General features: G+C 67.8%; 18 protein-coding genes. 14 read left to right on the top strand and 4 right to left on the bottom strand.

Translation table 11 applies throughout. The features are described 5' to 3' along the window. Positions 1-30: 30 nt before the first annotated feature. Positions 31-1,002 carry an NAD(P)H-quinone oxidoreductase gene (locus tag H7J86_RS16000; protein WP_187097288.1) on the top strand — a complete coding sequence of 324 codons (972 nt, stop codon included), beginning with the start codon at positions 31-33 and terminating at the stop codon, positions 1,000-1,002. Here H7J86_RS16000 and H7J86_RS15995 read toward each other — a convergent pair. Next, positions 999-2,195 (bottom strand): cysteine desulfurase-like protein, encoded by a 1,197-nt coding sequence (locus H7J86_RS15995; RefSeq protein WP_090361858.1) that lies wholly within the window; start codon positions 2,193-2,195, stop codon positions 999-1,001. The genes H7J86_RS16000 and H7J86_RS15995 overlap by 4 nt on opposite strands. A 124-nt stretch (positions 2,196-2,319) precedes the next feature. Between H7J86_RS15995 and H7J86_RS15990 the strand changes: the two genes are divergently transcribed. The 6 genes from H7J86_RS15990 to H7J86_RS15965 all read left to right on the top strand — a co-directional run bounded on the left by H7J86_RS15990 (position 2,320) and on the right by H7J86_RS15965 (position 8,160). After that, entirely contained in the window at positions 2,320-4,323 is a 2,004-nt protein-coding gene (locus tag H7J86_RS15990; RefSeq protein WP_267292030.1) for a DUF6541 family protein, read from the top strand. Positions 4,324-4,331: 8 nt separating this feature from the next. Then, positions 4,332-4,841 (top strand): bacterial proteasome activator family protein, encoded by a 510-nt coding sequence (locus tag H7J86_RS15985; protein ID WP_372517306.1) that lies wholly within the window; start codon positions 4,332-4,334, stop codon positions 4,839-4,841. 10 nt (positions 4,842-4,851) lie between these two features. After that, on the top strand, positions 4,852-5,652 hold the full coding sequence (gene wzt / locus H7J86_RS15980) for a galactan export ABC transporter ATP-binding subunit Wzt/RfbE (protein WP_267292028.1): 801 nt from the start codon (positions 4,852-4,854) through the stop codon (positions 5,650-5,652). Then, the gene (gene glfT1 / locus H7J86_RS15975) at positions 5,645-6,604 is read left to right on the top strand and encodes a galactofuranosyltransferase GlfT1 (protein ID WP_267292026.1); all 960 of its coding nucleotides are present in this window, start codon (positions 5,645-5,647) and stop codon (positions 6,602-6,604) included. Before wzt ends, glfT1 begins: the two co-directional genes overlap by 8 nt. Continuing rightward, complete coding sequence (gene wzm / locus H7J86_RS15970; protein WP_090361872.1) at positions 6,601-7,431, top strand: galactan export ABC transporter permease subunit Wzm/RfbD; 831 nt, start codon at positions 6,601-6,603, stop codon at positions 7,429-7,431. Before glfT1 ends, wzm begins: the two co-directional genes overlap by 4 nt. A 96-nt stretch (positions 7,432-7,527) precedes the next feature. Next, positions 7,528-8,160 (top strand): hypothetical protein, encoded by a 633-nt coding sequence (locus tag H7J86_RS15965; RefSeq protein ID WP_090361875.1) that lies wholly within the window; start codon positions 7,528-7,530, stop codon positions 8,158-8,160. 95 nt (positions 8,161-8,255) lie between these two features. On the opposite strand, the gene H7J86_RS15960 is transcribed toward H7J86_RS15965, so the two are convergent. After that, complete coding sequence (locus H7J86_RS15960) at positions 8,256-9,083, bottom strand: oxidoreductase (RefSeq protein ID WP_267292024.1); 828 nt, start codon at positions 9,081-9,083, stop codon at positions 8,256-8,258. Positions 9,084-9,226: 143 nt separating this feature from the next. Here H7J86_RS15960 and H7J86_RS15955 point away from each other — a divergent pair, with 143 nt between their 5' ends. Beyond that, on the top strand, positions 9,227-10,072 hold the full coding sequence (locus H7J86_RS15955; protein WP_267292022.1) for a helix-turn-helix transcriptional regulator: 846 nt from the start codon (positions 9,227-9,229) through the stop codon (positions 10,070-10,072). 11 nt (positions 10,073-10,083) lie between these two features. On the opposite strand, the gene H7J86_RS15950 is transcribed toward H7J86_RS15955, so the two are convergent. After that, positions 10,084-10,554, bottom strand: coding sequence for a carboxymuconolactone decarboxylase family protein (locus H7J86_RS15950; RefSeq protein WP_090362207.1), 471 nt, complete (start codon positions 10,552-10,554; stop codon positions 10,084-10,086). Between the two features lie 50 nt (positions 10,555-10,604). On the opposite strand from H7J86_RS15950, the gene pdxR reads away from it, so the two are divergent. Continuing rightward, the gene (pdxR, locus tag H7J86_RS15945) at positions 10,605-12,026 is read left to right on the top strand and encodes a MocR-like pyridoxine biosynthesis transcription factor PdxR (protein ID WP_267292020.1); all 1,422 of its coding nucleotides are present in this window, start codon (positions 10,605-10,607) and stop codon (positions 12,024-12,026) included. Here the strand turns inward: pdxR and H7J86_RS15940 are convergent. Then, positions 12,016-12,651, bottom strand: a complete 636-nt coding sequence (locus tag H7J86_RS15940; protein WP_267292018.1) for an HD domain-containing protein — start codon at positions 12,649-12,651, stop codon at positions 12,016-12,018. The genes pdxR and H7J86_RS15940 overlap by 11 nt on opposite strands. A gap of 68 nt (positions 12,652-12,719) precedes the next feature. Here H7J86_RS15940 and H7J86_RS15935 point away from each other — a divergent pair, with 68 nt between their 5' ends. Genes H7J86_RS15935 through H7J86_RS15915 form a run of 5 tightly spaced genes read left to right on the top strand, consistent with a single transcriptional unit; the run spans position 12,720 to position 20,555 of the window. Further along, a complete protein-coding gene (locus H7J86_RS15935) occupies positions 12,720-13,145 on the top strand; it encodes a GtrA family protein (RefSeq protein ID WP_090361882.1) in 426 nt (141 codons plus the stop codon). Positions 13,146-13,186: 41 nt separating this feature from the next. Beyond that, entirely contained in the window at positions 13,187-14,599 is a 1,413-nt protein-coding gene (dprE1, locus tag H7J86_RS15930; RefSeq protein WP_090361885.1) for a decaprenylphosphoryl-beta-D-ribose oxidase, read from the top strand. A gap of 19 nt (positions 14,600-14,618) precedes the next feature. Then, positions 14,619-15,398, top strand: coding sequence for a decaprenylphospho-beta-D-erythro-pentofuranosid-2-ulose 2-reductase (gene dprE2 / locus H7J86_RS15925; protein WP_090361888.1), 780 nt, complete (start codon positions 14,619-14,621; stop codon positions 15,396-15,398). A gap of 34 nt (positions 15,399-15,432) precedes the next feature. Further along, positions 15,433-17,337, top strand: a complete 1,905-nt coding sequence (locus H7J86_RS15920) for a galactan 5-O-arabinofuranosyltransferase (RefSeq protein WP_090361891.1) — start codon at positions 15,433-15,435, stop codon at positions 17,335-17,337. Beyond that, positions 17,334-20,555, top strand: coding sequence for an arabinosyltransferase domain-containing protein (locus H7J86_RS15915; RefSeq protein WP_267292016.1), 3,222 nt, complete (start codon positions 17,334-17,336; stop codon positions 20,553-20,555). Before H7J86_RS15920 ends, H7J86_RS15915 begins: the two co-directional genes overlap by 4 nt. Positions 20,556-20,580: the final 25 nt, after the last annotated feature.

Genomic DNA, 20,580 nt, shown 5'->3' with positions numbered 1-20,580 from the left:
AAGGCTCTCAGCACAAGTAACGTTGTCCGAATGCGCGCCATCGTTGCAGTTTCAACCGAACGTATGACAATGCAAGTAGTTCCCGACGTCGCAGCTCACACCCGTCAAGTTGTGATCCGCGTGGCTGCCGCCGGCGTGAATCGGGCCGATCTTCTGCAGGCTGCAGGTAACTACCCGCCCCCTCCCGGCGCCAGCGACATACTCGGGCTCGAGGTTTCCGGGACGATCGCCGAAGTGGGCAGCGAAGTCACCGAGTGGTCCGTCGGGCAACCGGTATGTGCGTTGCTGGCGGGCGGTGGCTATGCCGAGTACGTAGCGGTTCCGGCCGAGCAGGTGATGCCGATTCCCGACGGCGTCGGGCTGCACGAGGCCGCCGCACTACCGGAGGTGGCGTGCACAGTCTGGTCAAATCTGATGATGACGGCACATCTCGATCCGGGCCGGCTACTGCTCGTGCACGGCGGCGCCAGCGGTATCGGCACGCACGCCATCCAGGTTGCCCACGCATTGGGCAGCCATGTCGCCGTCACCGCCGGCTCCGCGGAGAAGCTGGCGGTGTGCGCCGACCTCGGGGCCGACATCACCATCAACTACCGCGAGGAGGATTTCGTCGAGCGGGTGCGCGCCGCCGGTGGAGCCGAGGTGATCCTCGACATCATGGGGGCGAAGTACCTGGACCGGAACATCGACGCCCTCGCCGATGGCGGCCGGCTCGTCGTCATCGGCATGCAGGGCGGGATCAAGGCCGAGCTGAACCTCGGCAAGCTGCTGAGCAAGCGGGCCGGGGTGATCGCGACCGCACTGCGGTCCCGGCCGGTCGACGGGCCCGACGGCAAGGGCGCGATCGTCGATGCGGTGGTCGCCAACGTGTGGCCGTTGATCAGCGCGGGCAAGGTCAAGCCGATCATCGGCGCCGAGTTGCCGATCGAAGAGGCCGCACGGGCCCATGCGCTGCTGGCCGCCGGCGAGGTGCACGGAAAGGTGTTGCTGCGGGTGTCTTAGCCCAGGGAGGCGAGCGCCCGAACCAACTGGTCGACCTCGGCCGTCGTCGTGTACGGGGCCAGTCCGACGGTGACCGCACCACCGACGTCGCTCACCCCGATGAGGTCGAGCACGCGCGAGTTCGGATCGATCGACGCCAGCACGCCGTTATCGGCGAGCCGCTGCAGCACGCGCTCCGCGGGCACGCCCTGCACCGCGAAGCTGAGCACGGGGATGCGCTCGGCCGGGCTGCCCAGCACCATCACCAGCGGCAGTGAGCGCAACGACGCCAGCAGATAGCCGAACAGCCGGTCCATGTAGGCCGCCGCAGACTCCATTGACACCCCGAGTCTTTCGCGCCTGGTGCCCTGCGCGGCCTCGTCGAGCGACGCCAGGTATTCGATGCTGGCCACCACGCCGGCGAGCAACCCGAACTGGTGGTTGCCCATCTCCAGCCGAGCCGGGCCCGTGGCGTGCGGATCCAGCGACACCGAGCTGAACATGTCGATCACCGACGGATCGCGGAACACCAACGCGCCGATCGGCGGTCCGCCCCAGGCGACGGCGTTCAGGGCCAGGACGTCGGCATCGATATCGTCGATGTCGATCAGCCGGTACGGCGCCGCCGCGGAGTGGTCGACGATGACCAGCCCGTTGTTGGCGTGCACCAGCTTGGTGACCGGTTCCAGGTCGGTGAGGGTGCCCAGCGTCGAGGACGCCGACGTGATGGCCACCAACCGGGTCGGCTTGGTGATCAGGTTCTCCCACTGCCATCCGGGCAGCTCACCGGTCTCGACATCGACCTCGGCCCATTTGACCTTGGCGCCGTACCGGTTGGCCGCGCGCAACCACGGCGAGATGTTCGCCTCGTCGTCCAGGCGCGTCAGCACCACCTCGTAACCCAGCCCCACCCGGGACGAGGCCGCGTCCGACAGCAGGGTCAACAGCACGGACCGGTCGGCGCCCAACACCACCCCGTCCGGACTCGCCCCGACCAGATCCGCGATGGCCTGGCGGGCGGCGGCCAGCACAGTGGCACTGCGTCGCGCGGACGGATGCGGGCCGGATGCGATCGGCATGGAGCCACGGAAGGCCGTCGATACCGTGGTGGACACGGAATCGGGCAGCAGCATCCCGTCCGGTGCGTCGAAATGCACCCAGCCGTCGCCAAGTGACGGGTGCAATCCGCGCACCCGGGCGACGTCATAAGCCATGCAAGCCACCTTAGAGCGTCTGCAATTCGTGCAGACGGACACAGTTGCGGTAAGTGCCCGGTAGCACCACGGCGTCTTGGGCCGGGGTCCTGGGCCGGATCACTTCGGCAGCCATACTAGTGCAGTGGGCTTGTCGTTCGGGGTGCTGATTGCCCTGCTTTTGCTGGTGTGCCCGGGAGCAATCGTCGGACGAACGGCGGGCCTGACCTGGCCGACTGCCGTGGCGGTGGGTCCCGCGGTGACGTATGGCGTTGTGGCACTGGCCATCGTGCCGATGGGCGCCGTCGGTATCCCCTGGATGGTCTGGACGGCCCTGGCGGCCCTGATTCTTGTGATCGGCATCACTTTCGGTTTGCGCCGGCTCCTCATCCGGTTCGGTGATCGTGATGCCGAGGAACGCGCCGCAGAGCGCGGACCTGCGCTGGTGGTGGCGGCCGGGGTGGTGTTGGGCGCCCTGTTCATCTGGTTCGCCGCGGTGCGCGGACTCCCGAACTGGCAGTCGATTCCCAGCAACTGGGACTCCGTCTGGCACGCCAACACCATCCGCTGGATCCTCGACACCGGTCAGGCCTCACCGACGCATATGGGGGAACTGCGCAACGTCGAGACCCATGACGCGCTGTACTACCCGTCCACCTTCCATGCGCTCGCCGCGATCTACAGCCAGGTCAGCGGCGCCGCGGCGACCACCGCGTACACAATCAACTCGCTCGTCGCCTCGATCTGGCTGTTCCCGGTCAGCGCGGCCAGTCTCACCTGGCTGATACTGCGCCGAACGACCACGTTCGGCGGGCAGGAGCGTAGCGACCCGGGGATTGGGCAATGGCGCACCGCCGGGTGCGCGGCCACCGCGGCCGCCCTGTCGGCATCCTTCACCTCGGTCCCCTACGTCGAATTCGACACCGCGTCCATGCCCAATCTGGCCGCATACGGCGTGGCCGTACCCACGGCGGCACTGACCATCTCGGCGCTGCGGCACCGCGACCGGATCCCGCTGGCGGTCCTCGCCGTGATCGGTGTGTTCTCCGTCCACATCACCGGTGGCGTGGTGGCCGTGCTGTTGGTCGCCGCGTGGTGGTTGTTCGACGGCCTGTTGCGCCCCGTGCGCGGCCGGCTCGGCGATTTCCTCACCCTGCTGGCCGTCGGCCTGCCGGCGCTGGTCCTGCTTCTTCCCCAGTTCGTCGGAGTGCTGCAGCAGGCCGAGATCATCGTCGGGCACGCGTTCGTCACCCACGAGGGCAAGAAGCGCGGCCTCATCGACGCCGTCGTGCAGCACACCCGCCACCTCAACGACTTCCCGATCCAGTGGTTCCTCGTCCTGGCCGCGGCCGTCGGCGCCGGCGTCCTGGTGTACCGCCGGATCTGGTGGCCGCTCGCGGTCTGGTGCCTGCTGGTGGTGTCGATCGTGCATTCGTCGGCCCCGTTCGGCGGCATCATCGGCACCCTCACCGGGCGGTTCAGCGACCTGTTCTACAGCGACCCGCGCCGGCTTTCTGCCGTGGTGACGATGCTGCTCACCGCCACGGCCGGCATCGGGTTGTTCACGGTGGTCGCCCTGGCGGTGGCCACCGTCCGCCGGTTCGCCCACCGCGGCACAGCCCGGGTGTGGCACGGGGTGACCGCCGCGGTACTGGTCGCCGTCGCATTCACCAGTGCCTGGCACTACTTCCCACGGCATCGCTTCCTGATCGGCGACAAGTACGACCACGTGATCATCGACGACAAGGACCTCGAGGCCATGTCGTATCTGGCCGCGCTGCCCGGGGCGCGCAACACCATGATCGGGGATGCCAACACCGACGGCACCGCCTGGATGTACGCCGTGGCGGGGCTGCATCCGCTGTGGACGCACTACGACTATCCCCAGCAGCAGGGGCCCGGCTACCACCGGTTCATCTTCTGGGCCTACGCCGATGACGCCGATCACGACCCGCGGGTGGCCGAGGCCGTGCACGCGCTCAATATCCGCTACGTGCTGACCAGCACCCCGGTCGTGCGCGGGTTCGTGATGCCCGACGGACTAGTGTCACTGGACAAGTCGAAGTCGTGGGCCAAGATCTACGACAATGGGGAGTCCCGCATCTACGAGTGGCGCGGTGACACCCCATCGACACCGACCAACGGGTGAGGACGGGTATCAGGAAGGCCATGACGATCAATCCCGACGACGACAACATCGAGATCCTGGCGGGCGACCCGAGCACGGGTACCGCCGAGGACGACAAGTCCCTGACCGACCTCATCGAGCAGCCCGCCAAGGTCATGCGGATCGGCACCATGATCAAGCAGCTTCTCGAAGAGGTACGCGCCGCACCTCTCGACGATGCCAGCCGCACCAAGCTGCTGCAGATCCACAAGAGCAGCATCCGTGAGCTCGAAGACGGTCTGGCCCCTGAACTTCGCGAGGAGCTGGAGCGGCTGACGTTGCCGTTCACCGATGACTCGGTGCCCTCGGACGCCGAACTGCGCATCGCACAGGCCCAGCTGGTCGGCTGGCTGGAGGGACTGTTCCACGGCATCCAGACCGCTCTGTTCGCCCAGCAGATGGCCGCGCGGGCCCAGCTCGAGCAGATGCGTCAACTGCCGCCGGGAATGGCCGGCCAGCAGCGCGGTCCCGGACACCCCGGCACCGGGCAGTACCTGTAGCCCTCATCGCATGAGCAATCCGCATATCGAGACCCGCAACGCGTGGGTCGAGTTCCCGATCTTCGACGCCAAGTCGCGCTCGCTGAAGAAGGCGTTCCTCGGCAAGGCCGGTGGTGCGATCGGGCGCAACGAATCCAACGTCGTGGTCATCGAGGCCCTGCGGGACATCACGCTGTCGCTGAAGATGGGCGATCGGGTGGGGTTGGTCGGGCACAACGGCGCGGGCAAATCGACGCTGCTGCGGCTGTTGTCGGGGATCTACGAACCGACGCGCGGCTCGGCGACCGTCACCGGGCGCGTGGCGCCGGTATTCGACCTCGGCGTCGGTATGGATCCGGAGATCTCGGGTTTCGAGAACATCATCATCCGCGGGTTGTTCCTGGGTCAGACGCGCAAGCAGATGATGGCCAAGGTCGATGAGATCGCGGAGTTCACCGAGCTGGGCGACTACCTGTCCATGCCGCTGCGCACCTACTCGACCGGTATGCGGGTGCGGCTGGCGATGGGTGTGGTCACCAGCATCGACCCCGAGATCCTGTTGTTGGACGAGAATATCGGCGCGGTGGACGCCGAGTTCATGCACAAGGCGCGCAAACGCCTCCAAGACCTGGTGGCGCGCTCCGGAATCCTGGTTTTTGCCAGCCATTCCAACGAATTCCTGGCCCAGCTGTGCGACACGGCGATGTGGGTGGACCACGGCACCATCAAGATGGCCGGCGGTATCGAAGAGGTCGTCGGCGCCTACGAGGGTCCGGACGCCGCGCGGCATGTGCGTGAGGTGCTCGAGGAGAATGCCCGCGCCGATGGCTGATCTTGTGATCGCCGTGGTCGTCACGCACCGCCGGGTCGACACCTTGGCGACGTCCCTGGCCGCGGTGTGCGGCCAGGACCGTGCGCCGGATCATCTGATCGTCGTCGACAACGACGCCGATGACCGCGTCCGCACGGTGGTCGACGGCCAGCCGGTACCGGCGACGTATCTGGGTTCGCACCGAAACCTGGGCGGTGCAGGCGGTTTCGCCCTGGGCATGCTGCACGCGCTGGCCCTGGGCGCGGACTGGATCTGGCTCGCCGACGATGACGGCAGGCCCGCCGACCCCTCCGTGCTCAGCACGCTAATCGACTGTGCCGCAACGCATTCCCTGGACGAGGTGTCCCCTATGGTGTGCGATATGGACGCACCGGAACGACTTGCCTTCCCGCTGCGCCGGGGGCTGGTGTGGCGACGGCGAGTGTCGGAGTTGCGTGAAGGTACCGGCGATCTGCTGCCCGGCATCGCCTCGCTGTTCAACGGTGCACTGTTCTCCGCGGCGGCCGTGGAAACCGTTGGAGTGCCTGACCTTCGGCTGTTCATCCGGGGCGACGAGGTAGACCTGCACCGGCGGCTGGCCCTGTCCGGGCTGGCGTTCGGCACCTGCCTGGAGGCGAAGTACCTGCATCCGTACGGCACCGACGAGTTCAAGCCGATCCTCGGCGGGCGCATGCACACCCAGTATCCGGACAACGACGTCAAACGCTTCTACACCTACCGCAACCGCGGCTACGTGCAGTCCCAACGCGGTCAGCGACGGCTGATCCCCCAGGAGTGGGTGCGGTTCGGCTGGTACTTCCTGGTGACCCGGCGCGATCCGGCGGGACTGCGGGAGTGGTGGCGACTGCGGCGGTTGGGCCGCCGGGAGAGGTTCGCAAGGTTCGAGAACCTAGGCGAGCGAAGCGACGGGGGAAAAGCCGGCGAGGGACGCGACGGGAGAGGCAACCGATGACATTCACCGACGCGGCGGCACAATCCAAGACCTTCGGTCGCGCCTGGTCCGATCTGGTGGTCGGCTTCGGCAAGCGGGAGCTGTGGCTGCACCTGGGCTGGCAGGACATCAAGCAGCGCTACCGGCGCAGCGTGCTCGGCCCGTTCTGGATCACCATCGCCACCGGCACCATGGCCGTCGCACTGGGCGGGTTGTACTCACAGTTGTTCCACCTGAAGCTGGCCGAGCATCTGCCCTATGTGACGCTCGGCCTGATCATCTGGAACATGATCAACGCCGCGATCATCGAGGGCGCCGACGTGTTCGTCGCCAACGAGGGCCTGATCAAACAGCTGCCCACCCCGCTGAGCGTGCACGTCTACCGACTGGTGTGGCGCCAGGTCCTACTGTTCGCACACAACATCATCATCTTCGTGATCATCGCGATCATCTTCCCGCAGCCGTGGAAGTGGACCGATCTGACATTCATCCCGGCCCTGGCACTGCTGGTGGCCAATTGCGTATGGGTGGCATTGTGTTTCGGCATCCTGGCCACCCGATACCGCGATATCAGCCCACTGCTCTTCAGCCTGGTGCAGCTGTTGTTCTACATGACGCCGATCATCTGGAACGACCAGACACTGCGCGATCAGGGCGCCGGCGGCTGGGCCAAGATCATCGAATTGAATCCGCTGCTGCACTATGTCGACATCGTCCGGGCGCCGCTGCTGGGCGCCGACCAGGAGCTGCGGCACTGGATCGTGGTGCTGGTGTTCACCGTGCTGGGCTGGATGATGGCGGCCATCGCCATGCGGCAGTACCGGGCCCGCGTGCCGTACTGGGTGTAGTTCGACCGTTCACCTTCACGCAATCGACGATTCGGCTGCGCCGCGTTGAATGGTGCGCATCCCACATCTGACTTTTCCAGATTCCCAGGAGTTGCCATGACCGACGTCATCAACGGCGAAACCACCACACCGGCCCCGGAGAGCTTCGTCGAAGCCGAGATCGTGCCGGTGCTCAATCAAGCCGAAGCCGCCGCACTCGAGGCCGAAGCGGCGGTGAAGCACCGCGTCCTGGAGGTGCGCGAGGTTTTGGAGCGTCAGCTCGTCGCCGGACACAGCCTGTCCGGCGAGCTGGTCACGGCCACCACCGACGCCACCGCGGCCCTGGTCGAGGCCCCCGCCAAGGTGATCGCCGCCGTCCGCGACGGCGCCACCCTGCCCGCCGCGTTCGGCGAGACGGGCGACGCCGTGCAGGTCGCCGTGAGCGAGGCGGGCACCCGGATCCGCACCGCCGTCGGCCAGTACGTCGGCCAGCAGTCGACCCTGCCCAACGCCGTCATCACCGGCGCCGCCGAGGTGGCGGGCTCGCTGGTCCGCGCCCAGGGTTCCCTGGCGGTCGCCGCCGTCGACGGCGCCTTCAGCGTCGCCACCGTCGCCAGCAAGGGCGGCGATGTCCGCGACGCCATCGATCAGGAGTGGAGCGAGTTCAACGCCACCGCGGTGGCCGCGCGTGACGCCGTCGAGGCCCGGGTCTCGACAGCGCGCCAGGCCATCCGCGACGCGATCGCCTGACCCCCACAGCCACCTCCGGGTGTGGGCGTCGTGCCCGCACCGGCTCAGCTCCTCGGCACCGCCGGGGAGCTGACTGCTGCGCCGGGACGCGCGGGTCAGAAGTCGGCGGACAGCGCGACCTCGCGCCATTGCTCCAGGTCTCGTGATGTCCGGGCGAGCTTGTCGGCGATGTCATGAACGGCGTTGGCGCCGAGCTGGATTCGCTCCGGAAGTCGGTCCTCGGACGCGAGGCCGACGATGATCGCGGCGGCCTTCTCCGGATCTCCGGCCTGCCCGGCGTTGTTGTCGACGGCCCAGGTACGCGCCGCGCCGCCGGTCGAGGCGTAGTCGGCGATCTCGGTGGCCGCGATGTGCAGGCTGCTGCCGTCGAGGAAGTCCGTCCGGAACGGCCCCGGCTCGATCGCGGTCACCTTGATACCCAGCGGCTCCAGCTCATGTTTCATGGCGTCCGACAGACCCTCGACGGCAAATTTGGTCGCGCAGTAAACCCCCCAGCCCGGCCAGGCGACGAAGCCGCCAACCGAGGACACGTTGATGACGAGGCCTGATCCCTGGGCACGCATCTGGGGCAGCACCGCCCGCGTCACGGCGAGCAGGCCGAAGACGTTCACGTCGAATACCGCACGTGCCTCCGCATCCGAGGTCTCCTCGACGGCGCCCACCAGACCACGGCCGGCGTTGTTCACCAGGGCGTCGATCCGCCCGAATGCCGCCACCGCGGCGTCGACCGCCGTGGCGATCTGCTCGGGTCGATGCACATCGAGTTCGACGGTGAGCAGGCGTTCGTCGCCTGCCGGGAGCACCTCGGCGAGGGCCTGCAGGTTGCGCGCGGTGGCCACGACGCTGTCGCCGCGGCCGAGGGCCGCACTCGCGATTGCCAGGCCGAATCCACGCGATGCCCCGGTGATGAACCAGACGGTCATGATGTTCCCTTCGTGTTGTTGCTTACCTGGAAATCAACACAGCGGGACGGCTACGCGACAGCGGATTTCCCGCCCTGTTGTTCCTAGGTCTGCCAGACCTGGTCTCGGCTGCGCGCGGCGGCCGCTCGCCGATAATGGGAACCATGACGCAGCCCAATGAGCTCGGCGAGTTCCTCCGCTCGCGCCGGTCCAGGCTGTCGCCCACCGAGGTGGGCCTGCACGGCAGCACCGCGCGCCGCGTCACCGGTCTGCGCCGGGAAGAACTGGCGGTACTCGCCGGTGTCAGTGCCGACTACTACGCGCGCCTGGAACAGGGCCGGGCCCGCAACATCTCCGATTCGGTGCTGTCGGCGGTAGCCGACGCGCTGCGCCTCGATGATCTCGAGCGGCGTCACCTCACCGAGTTGGTGCGGCCGGCACGGTCTGTGTCTTCGACAACCAGCAAGCCGCTGCGGGTGCGTGCCGCCCTTCGGGCGATGATCCACGCGCTGGATCCGACACCCGCTGTGCTGCACGGCCCGAGGATGGAGGTTCTCGCCATCAATCGCGCGGGTGCGACGCTGCTCGACGACTTCGAGGCGATGCCACCCGCCGAACGCAACATGGTGCACTGGATGTTCCTCAACCCGAAGGCCAGGGCCGTATATCCGGACTGGTCCGATATCGCCGCGCAGCTGGTGGCGATTCTGCGGTTGGCCGCCGGCCGGGACGCCGGCGACCAGCGACTGGCAGCTCTCATCGACGAAATCACCGCGCAGTCGGACGAGTTCGCCACCTATTGGTCCGACCACCGCGTGTCCCAGCACACGCACGGCCCCAAGAGATTCGAGATCGAGTCCGTCGGTGCGCTGACGCTGAACTACGAAGCACTGATCCCACCCAGTGATCCCGAGCTACGGGTGATCATCTACACCGCCGAGGTGGGATCGCCGTCGGAAGAGCGACTCCGCGAGCTGCTGAAGTCCCGGCCCGTCGACGTAGGAACGTGAGCAGACAGGGCTCAGCGGCGCGGCGCCTTCAGCCGGGTCGCGACGTTGAACCGGTTCCACGCGTTGATGGTGACGGCCATCGCGATGACCTGGGCGAGCTCCTTCTCGCTGAAGACGGCGGCGGCCTTCGCGTACACCTCGTCGGACACGTGGCCGTGGTGCAGTTCGGTGATCGCCTCGGTCAGTTCGAGGGCGGCGCGCTCCCGTTCGGTGAACAGGTTGCCCGCCTCTTCCCACGCCGCGATGAGCGCCAGCCGTTGCTCGGTCTCGCCCTGTTTGCGGGCGTCCGCGACGTGCATGTCCAGGCAGAATGCGCAGTGGTTGAGCTGGCTGGCGCGGATCTTGATGAGCTCACCGATGGTCGGGTCGACATCCTTGGCGGATGCGCCGGACAGTTTCATCATGGCGTCGTAGAGCTCGGGGGAGACCTTGTAGATCTGCACGCGGTCGATGGCGGTGGGGTGTTCGAGTGTCTGTGTCATGCCTTCCACGCTAGGTCCACAAAGACCCACATACATGGTTCAATCCGTTAGTGAGTTCATGGGCCAATTCCGAGCCGGCAGATCCGGGATCGCGGGACCTACATCTGGACCTACGTGAGGTCATCACACCGGGCGCTCGCGGGGCACGGGAACTGCTGCTGAGCGCACTGCGCGACGCCGTGCGTTCCGGTCGGCTGTCCGCGGGCACGATGCTGCCACCGTCACGGACCCTGGCCGCCGACTTGGGCCTGGCCCGGAACACCGTCGCCGACACCTATGCCGAACTGGTGGCCGAGGGCTGGCTGGCCTCCCGGCAGGGCGCCGGGACCTGGGTGGTCAACACCGGGGCCGCCACTCCCCTGCCCACCCGGCCGCGCGGCGCACCCGGCACCCCGCTGCACAACCTGATGCCCGGCTCACCCGATGTCGCAGAGTTCCCCCGTGCCGCCTGGCTGGCGTCCACCCGCCGGATGATGGCCACCGCCCCCAATGATGCTCTGCGGATGGGTGATCCACGCGGGCGCATCGAATTGCGCACGGCCCTGGCCGAATACCTCGCCCGGGTGCGCGGCGTACGCACCACCGCGGACGAGATCGTCATCTGCGCCGGGACCCGGCATGCAGTCGAGATCCTCGCGCGCGCCCTCGGCGGACCGTTCGCCGTGGAATCCTACGGCTTGTTCCTGTTCCGCGATGCCCTTGCCGCACAAGGTATCCTGACCGTACCGATCGACGTCGACGAGCACGGCGCGGTCGTCGACACGCTGCCGGATGAGGCCCGCGCCGCACTGCTGACCCCGGCCCACCACTTCCCGCACGGGGTGCCGTTGCACCCGGTCCGGCGCACCGCCGCACTGGACTGGGCGCACCGCACCGATGGCTATCTCGTGGAGGACGACTACGACGGGGAGTTCCGCTACGACCGCCAGCCGATCGGCGCCGTACAGGGCCGTGATCCCGACCGGGTGGTCTACCTCGGCTCCACCAGCAAGAGCCTGGCCCCCGTGCTGCGGCTGGGCTGGATGGTGGTCCCCGGCGATCTGCTCGACGCCGTGCTCGCGGCGATGGGCGGTGACCAGTTCTACGTCAACGGGCTCACCACCCTGACGATGGCCGACTTCATCGCACATGGCAGCTACGACAAGCACATTCGGCGGATGCGGCTGATGTACCGGCGCCGCCGCGACCGCCTGGTGGCCGCGCTGGAACCACTGGGTGTGGGTGTCAGTGGGGTATCCGCCGGGCTGCATCTGTTGCTCACCCTGCCCGAGGGCACCGAGGCCGAGGTGGTGCGCCGCGCCGGGGAGGCCGGTATCGCGCTGTCCGGGCTGGCCATGCTGCGCCATCCCGACGCCGGGCCGGGCACCCCCGAGCGGGACGGTGTGGTGGTCAGTTTCGGCACCCCTGCCGAGCATGCCTTTGCACCCGCGATCGAGGCGCTGTGCCGGGTACTCGCCGGGATCAGTCGCTGAGCGCACGCAGTTCGGCGGACATGTTGGCCCGCGCGGCGTCCTCCCACAGCCGGCGGCCCAGCTCGGTGCGGTAGAGCGACGGCGCCGACAGCAGCGACCCAATGACGCGTACCCGCCCGGCCCGAAAGTCCCCGTCGGTGACGTGGCCGTACTCGGCGCGCACCTTGGCGGTGTTGCGCCGGTAATCCTCCGGAGGAAGGCCCAGCACGGCCAGGTCGGCATCGGAGAGCACCTGCCCGTTGCGGTCCTGGGGCGCGGGATCATGCTCGACGGTCATCCGCACCAACCGAGCCACCTCCGCCACGAACTCCGGCGCCGCCCCCAGCCCGGTGAGATCCGATTCGGCCAGCAGCGCGCTGTTCTCCTCGTCATCGGGCTGACCGGCGTACACGGCGTCGTGGTACCAGGCGGCCAGTCGCACGGCGTCCACATCGACATCTGCGGCGTCGGCTCCGGCGGTCAGTTCCTCGATCGCCTCGAGCACCCCGCGCAGATGCGACAGATCGTGGTAGCGGCGGTGCGGTTCGGACCACCGTGCCAGCAGCGCCGCCCCCACGGCCTCCACATCCGGTGACGCGGTATGGCGCGTAAGCACGGCGCGCCAGGCCTCGAGCAGATCCGTCACCTCACCATGGTGCACCGCCGGCGCCGACGGGATCAGGCGACCCCAGGTGCTGCCGCTAAGCTGCCCGGGTGGCCGAGACAGCCGACGGATCCGTCCAGGGCGGCGCACCTTTGAGCCTGCTCACCCAGGCCTGGCGATTCCTGGTCACCGGTGGGCTGTCGGCCTGTGTCGACTTCGGGCTCTACGTGCTGTTCCTCAAGCTGGGACTGCAGGTCAATGTGGCCAAGACGCTGAGCTTCATCGCAGGGACCACCACGGCGTACCTGATCAACCGCCGGTGGACCTTCCAGGCCCCGCCGAGCACGGCGCGATTCATCGCGGTGATCGCCCTGTACGCGCTGACCTATGCAGTGCAGGTCGGTATCAACTACCTCTTCTACATGAAGTTCGCCGGCCAGCCGTGGCAGGTCCCGGTGGCATTCGTCATCGCGCAGGGCACCGCCACCGTCATCAACTTCGCGGTGCAGCGCGCGGTGATATTCCGGTTGAGGTAAATCCGCCCCGGTGGCCCGGACCGGTATCGTCTGGCACTGATATGTCTACCGAACTCCCCCTCACGCGGCGATCCCTCACCGGGTTCGGCCAAACCGCGCCCAGTGTGGCGCAGGTGCTGACCACCCCCGACGTCGAGGTGATCGCCGCCGCCGTGCGGCAGGTGGCCGACGCCTCGTCCGCCAGTCCGTCCCATCTGCGCCGCGGGATCGTGGCCCGCGGCCTGGGCCGGTCCTATGGCGACCACTCCTGCAACGGCGGCGGCATCGTCGTCGACATGACGCGGGTGAACCGCATCCACTCGCTGTCCGCCGAGACCGCGATCGCCGATGTGGACGCCGGGGTGAGCCTGGATCAGCTGATGAAGGCCGCCCTGCCGTTCGGCCTGTGGGTGCCGGTGCTGCCGGGTACCCGGCAGGTCACGGTCGGTGGCGCCATCGGCTCGGACATCCACGGCAAGAACCATCACAGCGCGGGCAGCTTCGGCAACCACGTGCTGTCCCTCGACCTGTTGATGGCCGACGGTGAGGTGCACACCCTGACCCCCACCGGCAGCCCCGGCGACGAGGACGGGTCGCTGTTCTGGGCCACCATCGGCGGAAACGGCTTGACCGGCATCGTCATCCGCGCGCGCATCGCGATGACCAGGACCGAGACCGCCTATTTCATCGCCGACGGGATCGCCACGGCGGACCTCGACGAGACCGTGGCGGTGCACCAGGACGGCAGCGAGGACAACTACACCTACTCCAGCGCCTGGTTCGACCTGATCAACCCGCCGCCGAAGCTCGGCCGCGCGGCGGTCAGCCGCGGCAGTCTGGCCAAGCTGGATCAACTGCCGCCCAAGCTGGCCGCGAACCCGCTGCAGTTCACCGCGCCGAAGCTGCCCGCGGTACCGAACCTGTTCCCGGTCAGCGTGATGAACAAGTTCACGCTGAGCATGGTCGGCGAGGCGTTCTACCGGGTCAGCGGCAACTACCAGAACAAGATCGTCAACCTGACGCAGTTCTACCATATGCTGGACATCACCACGGGATGGCAAAAGGCTTATGGCCCAGCAGGTTTCGCCCAGCACCAGTTCCTGGTGCCGCCGAACGCCCTGGACGATTTCAAGGCGATCATCCGGTGGATCCAGACCCAGGGCCATTACTCGGCACTGAATGTGTTCAAGCTGTTCGGCCCCGGCAACAAGGCGCCGCTGAGCTTCCCGATGGCCGGCTGGAACGTGGCCATGGACTTCCCCAACAAACCCGGCGTCAACGAATTCCTCAACGAACTCGACAGTCGCGTCATGGAATTCGGCGGCCGCGTCTACACCGCCAAGGACTCCCGGGTCAGCGCGGAGAACTTCCACAAGATGTATCCCCGGGTCGACGAATGGATCGCCGTGCGCCGCAAGGCAGATCCGCAGGGCGTCTTCGCCTCCGATATGGCCCGCCGTCTCGAACTGCTGTAGAAAGGCACACCCCGCGAACATGATCGACGCCACCGGTAACCCGCAGACCGTTCTGCTGCTGGGCGGAACGTCCGAGATCGCCCTGGCCATCGCCGAGCGCTACCTGCGCAATGCGAAGGCCCGGATCATCCTGGCCGATCTGCCCAACGCCCCGAAGCGCGACGCCGCGATCGCGCAACTGGAGGCCGCCGGGGCCAAGTCGGTCGAGTACCTCGACTTCGATGCCCTGGACACCGCATCACATCCCGCGGTGATCGAATCGGCTTGGGCACAAGGCGATGTCGATGTCGCGGTGGTCGCCTTCGGGGTGCTCGGCGATGCCGAGGAGCTGTGGCAGAACCAGGCGAAGGCCGTGCTGACCGCCCAGATCAACTATGTCGCCGCGGTGTCGGTGGGTGTGCTGATCGCCGAGAAGATGCGCGCACAGGGCTTCGGGCAGATCATCGCCATGTCGTCGGTGGCCGGCGAGCGGGTGCGCCGCTCCAACTTCGTGTACGGCTCCACCAAGGCCGGATTGGACGGCTTCTACCTGGGGCTGGGAGAAGCCTTGCGCGAGTTCGGTGTTCACGTGTTGGTGATCCGGCCCGGACAGGTGCGCACCACCACCACCCTGGAGCACTGGAAGGCCACCGGCGCCAAGGAGGCCCCGTTCACGGTCGACAAGGAATACGTCGCCGACCTGGCGGTGACCTCGGCAGCCAAGGGCAAGGACCTGGTGTGGGCACCGGGACAGGTGCGCGTGCTGATGTCGGTGCTGCGCCATATCCCGCGCCCGATCTTCCGCAAGCTGCCTTTCTGATGTTCCGGAGGGCAGGAGCGAAGCGACCCGGGAAATGAAACCCAGCATGCTGGTCGGCCCGGCCCGGGTGATCGGCCAGATGATGGTCGCGGTCATCCTGTCGGCCACGGTGACGGGTATCGCCCTCATCGCGATCAAACGCGTCGAATGGCCGGCGTACAACTCGTCGAACCAGCTGCACGCCCTGACCACCGTGGGCCAGGTCGTCAGCCTGGCCGGGATCTTCGGCGCCGGGCTGCTGTGGCGGCGGGGCCGGCGGGTGCTGGCCCGGATCACGGCCGTGTTCATGCTCTCGGCACTGTCGGCGGTCACCCTGGCGATGCCATTGGGGGCCACCAAGCTGTACCTCTTCGGCATCTCGGTCGATCAGCAGTTCCGCACCGAATACCTGACCCGACTGGCCGACAGCCCGGCCCTGCACGATATGACCTATCAGGGGCTGCCGCCGTTCTACCCGCCCGGCTGGTTCTGGATCGGCGGCCGCCTGGCCGCCCTCACCGGCACCCCGGCCTGGGAGATGTACAAGCCGTGGTCGATCCTCTCCATCACCGCCGCGATCGCGGTCGCCTTCGTGCTGTGGAAAGCGATGATCCGGTTCGAGGCGGCGCTGGTGGTCACCACCGCCACCGCGGTCGTCACGCTCGCCTACACCTCCACCGAGCCCTACGCCGCCGTCATCACCGTGCTGTTGCCGCCCGCGTTCGTGCTGGCGTGGAGCGGACTCGGCGGGCTGGGTGGCCGCAGCAGAAACGGCGGATGGGGCGCTGTCCTCGGCGTCGGGGTCGTGCTGGGCGCCGCGGCGCTCAGCTACGCCCTGCTGCTGGGTTACGCCGCGTTCACCGTCACGTTGATGGCGCTGATGCTGACCATCTCCAGGCGCACCCTCGAACCTCTGCTGCGCTTGGCGGTCATCGCCGTCATCTCCGGCGCGATCGCCCTCGTCGGCTGGGCGCCGTACCTGCTGGCGGCCGCCAAAGGCACGCCCGCCGACAAGGGCACCGCGCAGCACTATCTACCCAATGATGCTGCCGTCCTGACATTCCCGATGTTCCAGACCACCCTGCTGGGGGCGTTGTGCCTGCTCGGCACCGTGTGGCTGGTGATGTACGCCCGCAGCTCGACGCGGGCCGGCGATGAGGGCTTGCGCGCAGAGAATGCTGCCCCAGCACTGACCATCGCGGTGCTCGCGGTGTACGCATGGTCGTTGCTGTCGATGCTCACCACCCTGGTGGGCACCACCCTGTTGTCGTTCCGGCTGCAGCCCACCCTGAGCGTGCTGCTCGCCGCGGCCGGCGCGTTCGGGTTCATCGCGGTAACCCAGGCCGCCACCGCGCGCTACCAGCATCCCGGCCGGCACGTGGTGGCCATCGCCGCGACCATCGGCGCGATCGGCGCGATCACGTTCACCCAGGACGTTCCCGACGTGCTGCGCTCGGACATCAACGTCGCCTACACCGACACCGACGGCTACGGCCAGCGCGCCGACCGGCGCCCGCCCGGCTCCGAGCAGTACTACCGCCAGATCGACGCGCGCATCCAGCAGGTCACCGGCCGGCCGCCGCACGACACCGTGGTGCTGACCGCCGACTACAGCTTCCTGTCGTACTACCCCTACTACGGGTTCCAGGGCCTCACCTCGCATTACGCGAATCCGCTGGCACAGTTCAAGGAACGTTCGGCGGCCATCGAGAGCTGGGCGTTGTTCACCAAACCGGATCAGTTGATCGGCGCGCTCGACCAGCTGCCCTGGGCACCGCCCTCGGTGTTCCTGATGCGCCGCGGCGGTCCGGACAGCTACACGCTGCGACTGGCGGCCGACGTCTACCCGAACCAGCCCAACGTCAAGCGCTACCAGGTCGAGCTGAACTCGGCCCTGTTCGACGATCCGCGCTGGGACGTCTCGACGGCGGGACCGTTCACGCTGGCGATCCGACGGTGACGGCCAAAGAGAGCGTGCCGTTAGCATCACCATCCGTGACCAACCACCGATCTACGCGGCTGGTGGCCATCGTTGCGGGCTTGCTGGGCACCGTGCTCGCGGTGGCGACACCCTTTCTGCCCGTCACCCAGACCACCGCGCAGCTCAATTGGCCCCAGAACGGCACGCTCACCAGCGTCGACGCCCCGCTGATCGGGTACGTCGCCACCGACCTGAACATCTCGATCCCCTGCAGCGCCGCCGCGGGCCTGACCGGCAGCCGCAACATCCTGCTGTCCACGGTGCCCAAGCAGGCGCCCAAGGCGGTTGACCGCGGCTTGCTCATCGAGCGGGTCGGCAACGACCTGCTGATGATCGTGCGCAACACGCCGGTCGTCAGCGCACCGCTGACCCAGGTCCTCAGCCCGGCCTGCGAGCAGATCACCTTCACCGCGCATGCCGACAAGGTCACCGGTGAGTTCGTGGGCCTGCGAAAAGAACCTGACGAGGAAGGATCAGCCAAGCCGGGCGCACCGCTGCGCGGCGAACGGGGCGGCTATGACTTCCGTCCGCAGATCGTCGGCGTCTTCACCGACCTGTCCGGACCCGCCCCGCCCGGTCTGACGTTCTCGGCCACCATCGACTCCCGCTACAGCAGCTCCCCGACCTGGGTGAAGATGCTGGCGATGATCATGGCGGTGGCCATGACGGCGATATCCCTGATCGCACTGCACCGCCTCGACATCGCCGACGGCAGACCCACCCGGCGGTTCCTGCCGCAGCGCTGGTGGTCGCTGACCCCGCTGGACGGCCTGGTCGGCGCGCTCCTGGTGTGGTGGCATGTCGTCGGCGCCAACACCTCCGACGACGGCTACATCCTCACCATGGCCCGGGTCTCCGAGCATGCCGGCTACATGGCGAACTACTACCGCTGGTTCGGCACCCCGGAGGCGCCGTTCGGCTGGTATTACGACCTGCTCGCGCTGTGGACGCACATCTCCACGGCCAGCGTCTGGGTACGGCTGCCGACCCTGCTGATGGCACTGGCCTGCTGGTGGCTGATCAGCCGCGAGGTGATCCCCCGCCTGGGCCACGCGGTCAAGCACAGTCGGCCGGCCGCGTGGACGGCGGCGGCGATGTTCCTGGCGTTCTGGCTGCCGTTGAACAACGGCTTGCGGCCGGAGCCGATCATCGCCCTGGGCATCCTGCTCACATGGTGTTCGGTGGAACGCGGGGTGGCCACCAGCCGGCTGCTGCCGGTTGCCATCGCGATCATCATCGGCGCACTGACGCTGTTCTCCGGCCCCACCGGCGTCGCCGCGGTGGGCGCCCTGCTGGTGGCGGTCGGTCCGCTGAGAACCATCGTGGCTGCCCACACGTCACGTTTCGGGCACTGGGCTCTGCTGGCCCCGATCGCCGCCGCCGCCACGGTGACGATCGTGCTGATCTTCCGCGACCAGACGATGGCCGGTGAGATCCAAGCCAGCTCCTTCAAGTCCCTGGTCGGCCCCAGCCTGAGCTGGTTCGACGAGCACATCAGGTATGAGCGGCTGTTCACCACCAGCCCGGACGGTTCGGTGGCCCGGCGCTTCGCCGTGCTGACTCTTCTTCTGGCACTGGCTATCTCGGTCGCGATGTCACTGCGCAAGGGCAGGATTCCCGGTACGGCCATGGGACCGGCGCGGCGCATCATCGGCATCACCATCATCTCGTTCCTGGCGATGATGTTCACCCCGACGAAGTGGACGCACCATTTCGGCGTGTTCGCCGGATTGGCCGGTTCGCTGGGCGCGCTCGCCGCGGTCGCGGTGACCGCCGCCGCCATGCGATCCAAACGCAACCGGACGATCTTCACCGCCGTGGTGCTGTTCATGATGGCTTTGTCCTTCGCCACCGTGAACGGCTGGTGGTACGTCTCGAACTTCGGCGTACCGTGGTCGAATCAGTTCCCGGAGTGGCACTTCGGCTTCACCACCATGCTGCTCGGGCTGTCGGTGCTGGCCCTGTTGGTCGCGGCGTGGCTGCACTTCTCCGGCCGGGACCGGCCCCGGCCGTGGGCCCGCTTCACCCAAGCTCCGCTGGCCGCGGCGGCCTGGGTGGTGGTGATCTTCGAGGTGCTGTCCCTGACACTGGGCGTCACCCAGCAGTACCCGGCATGGTCGGTGGGGCGGTCGAACCTGGACGCCCTCACCGGCAAGACCTGCGGCCTGGCCGATGACGTGATGGTCGAACAGGATCCGAACGTCGGCCTGCTCGTTCCTGTCGACAAGCCGGTCGGCGAAGCGCTGGGCGGGGTGACCGCGCAGAACTTCAGCCCGAGCGGGATTCCCGCAGACGTGTCCGCCGACCCGGTGATGGAACAACCGGGCGGCACGAACTTCGCCGATAGCGATACCGGCCCCGTCACCGGCAGTGAACCCGGCACCGAAGGTGGCACCACCGCCGCGGCCGGCGTGAACGGATCGCGGGCACGGCTGCCCTACAACCTCGATCCGGCCCGCACACCGGTGATGGGCAGCTGGCGCGCCGGCGCCCAGCAGCCCGCCGCGCTGCGCTCCTCCTGGTACCGGCTCCCGCCCCGCGGCGAGCGCGGCCCTCTGCTGGTGGTCGCCGCCGCGGGCCGGTTCGATCCGGGCGAGGTCGTGGTGCAGTGGGCCACCGACGAGCAGGCCGCCAAGGGCACCGCCGGCGGCAGTCTCGGCTTCGCGGATGTCGGCGCGGCACCGGCGTGGCGCAATCTGCGTGCCCCGATGTCGGCGATTCCGCCGGAGGCCACCCAGGTGCGCCTCGTTGCCACAGATGACGATCTGGCACCACAGCACTGGATCGCGGTCACCCCGCCCCGGATTCCGACCTTGCGGAGTTTGCAGGACGTCGTCGGGTCCTCGGATCCGGTGCTGCTCGACTGGCTGGTCGGTCTGGCGTTCCCCTGCCAGCGCCCATTCGGGCATCAGTACGGCGTCACCGAGGTGCCCAAGTGGCGCATCCTGCCGGATCGTTTCGGCGCCGAGGCAAACTCGCCCGTGATGGATTACCTGGGTGGCGGGCCGCTCGGCATCACGGAATTGCTGCTGCGTGCCAACCCTGTGCCGACGTACCTGAAGGACGACTGGTTCCGCGACTGGGGATCGCTGCAGCAACTGACGCCGTTCTATCCCAATGCCGTGGCGGCACGCATCGACCTGGGTACCGCGACCCGCAGTGGACTGTGGAGTCCGGCGCCCCTTCGGCCGTCCTAGGCCGGCACGGGCATGTATTTCCTTG

It is taken from the genome of Mycobacterium hackensackense (assembly GCF_025822555.1).
GTDB lineage: Bacteria > Actinomycetota > Actinomycetes > Mycobacteriales > Mycobacteriaceae > Mycobacterium > Mycobacterium fluoranthenivorans.
The sequence above is the reverse complement of the archived record's forward strand: the minus strand, read 5'-3'. Positions and strand labels throughout refer to the sequence as shown.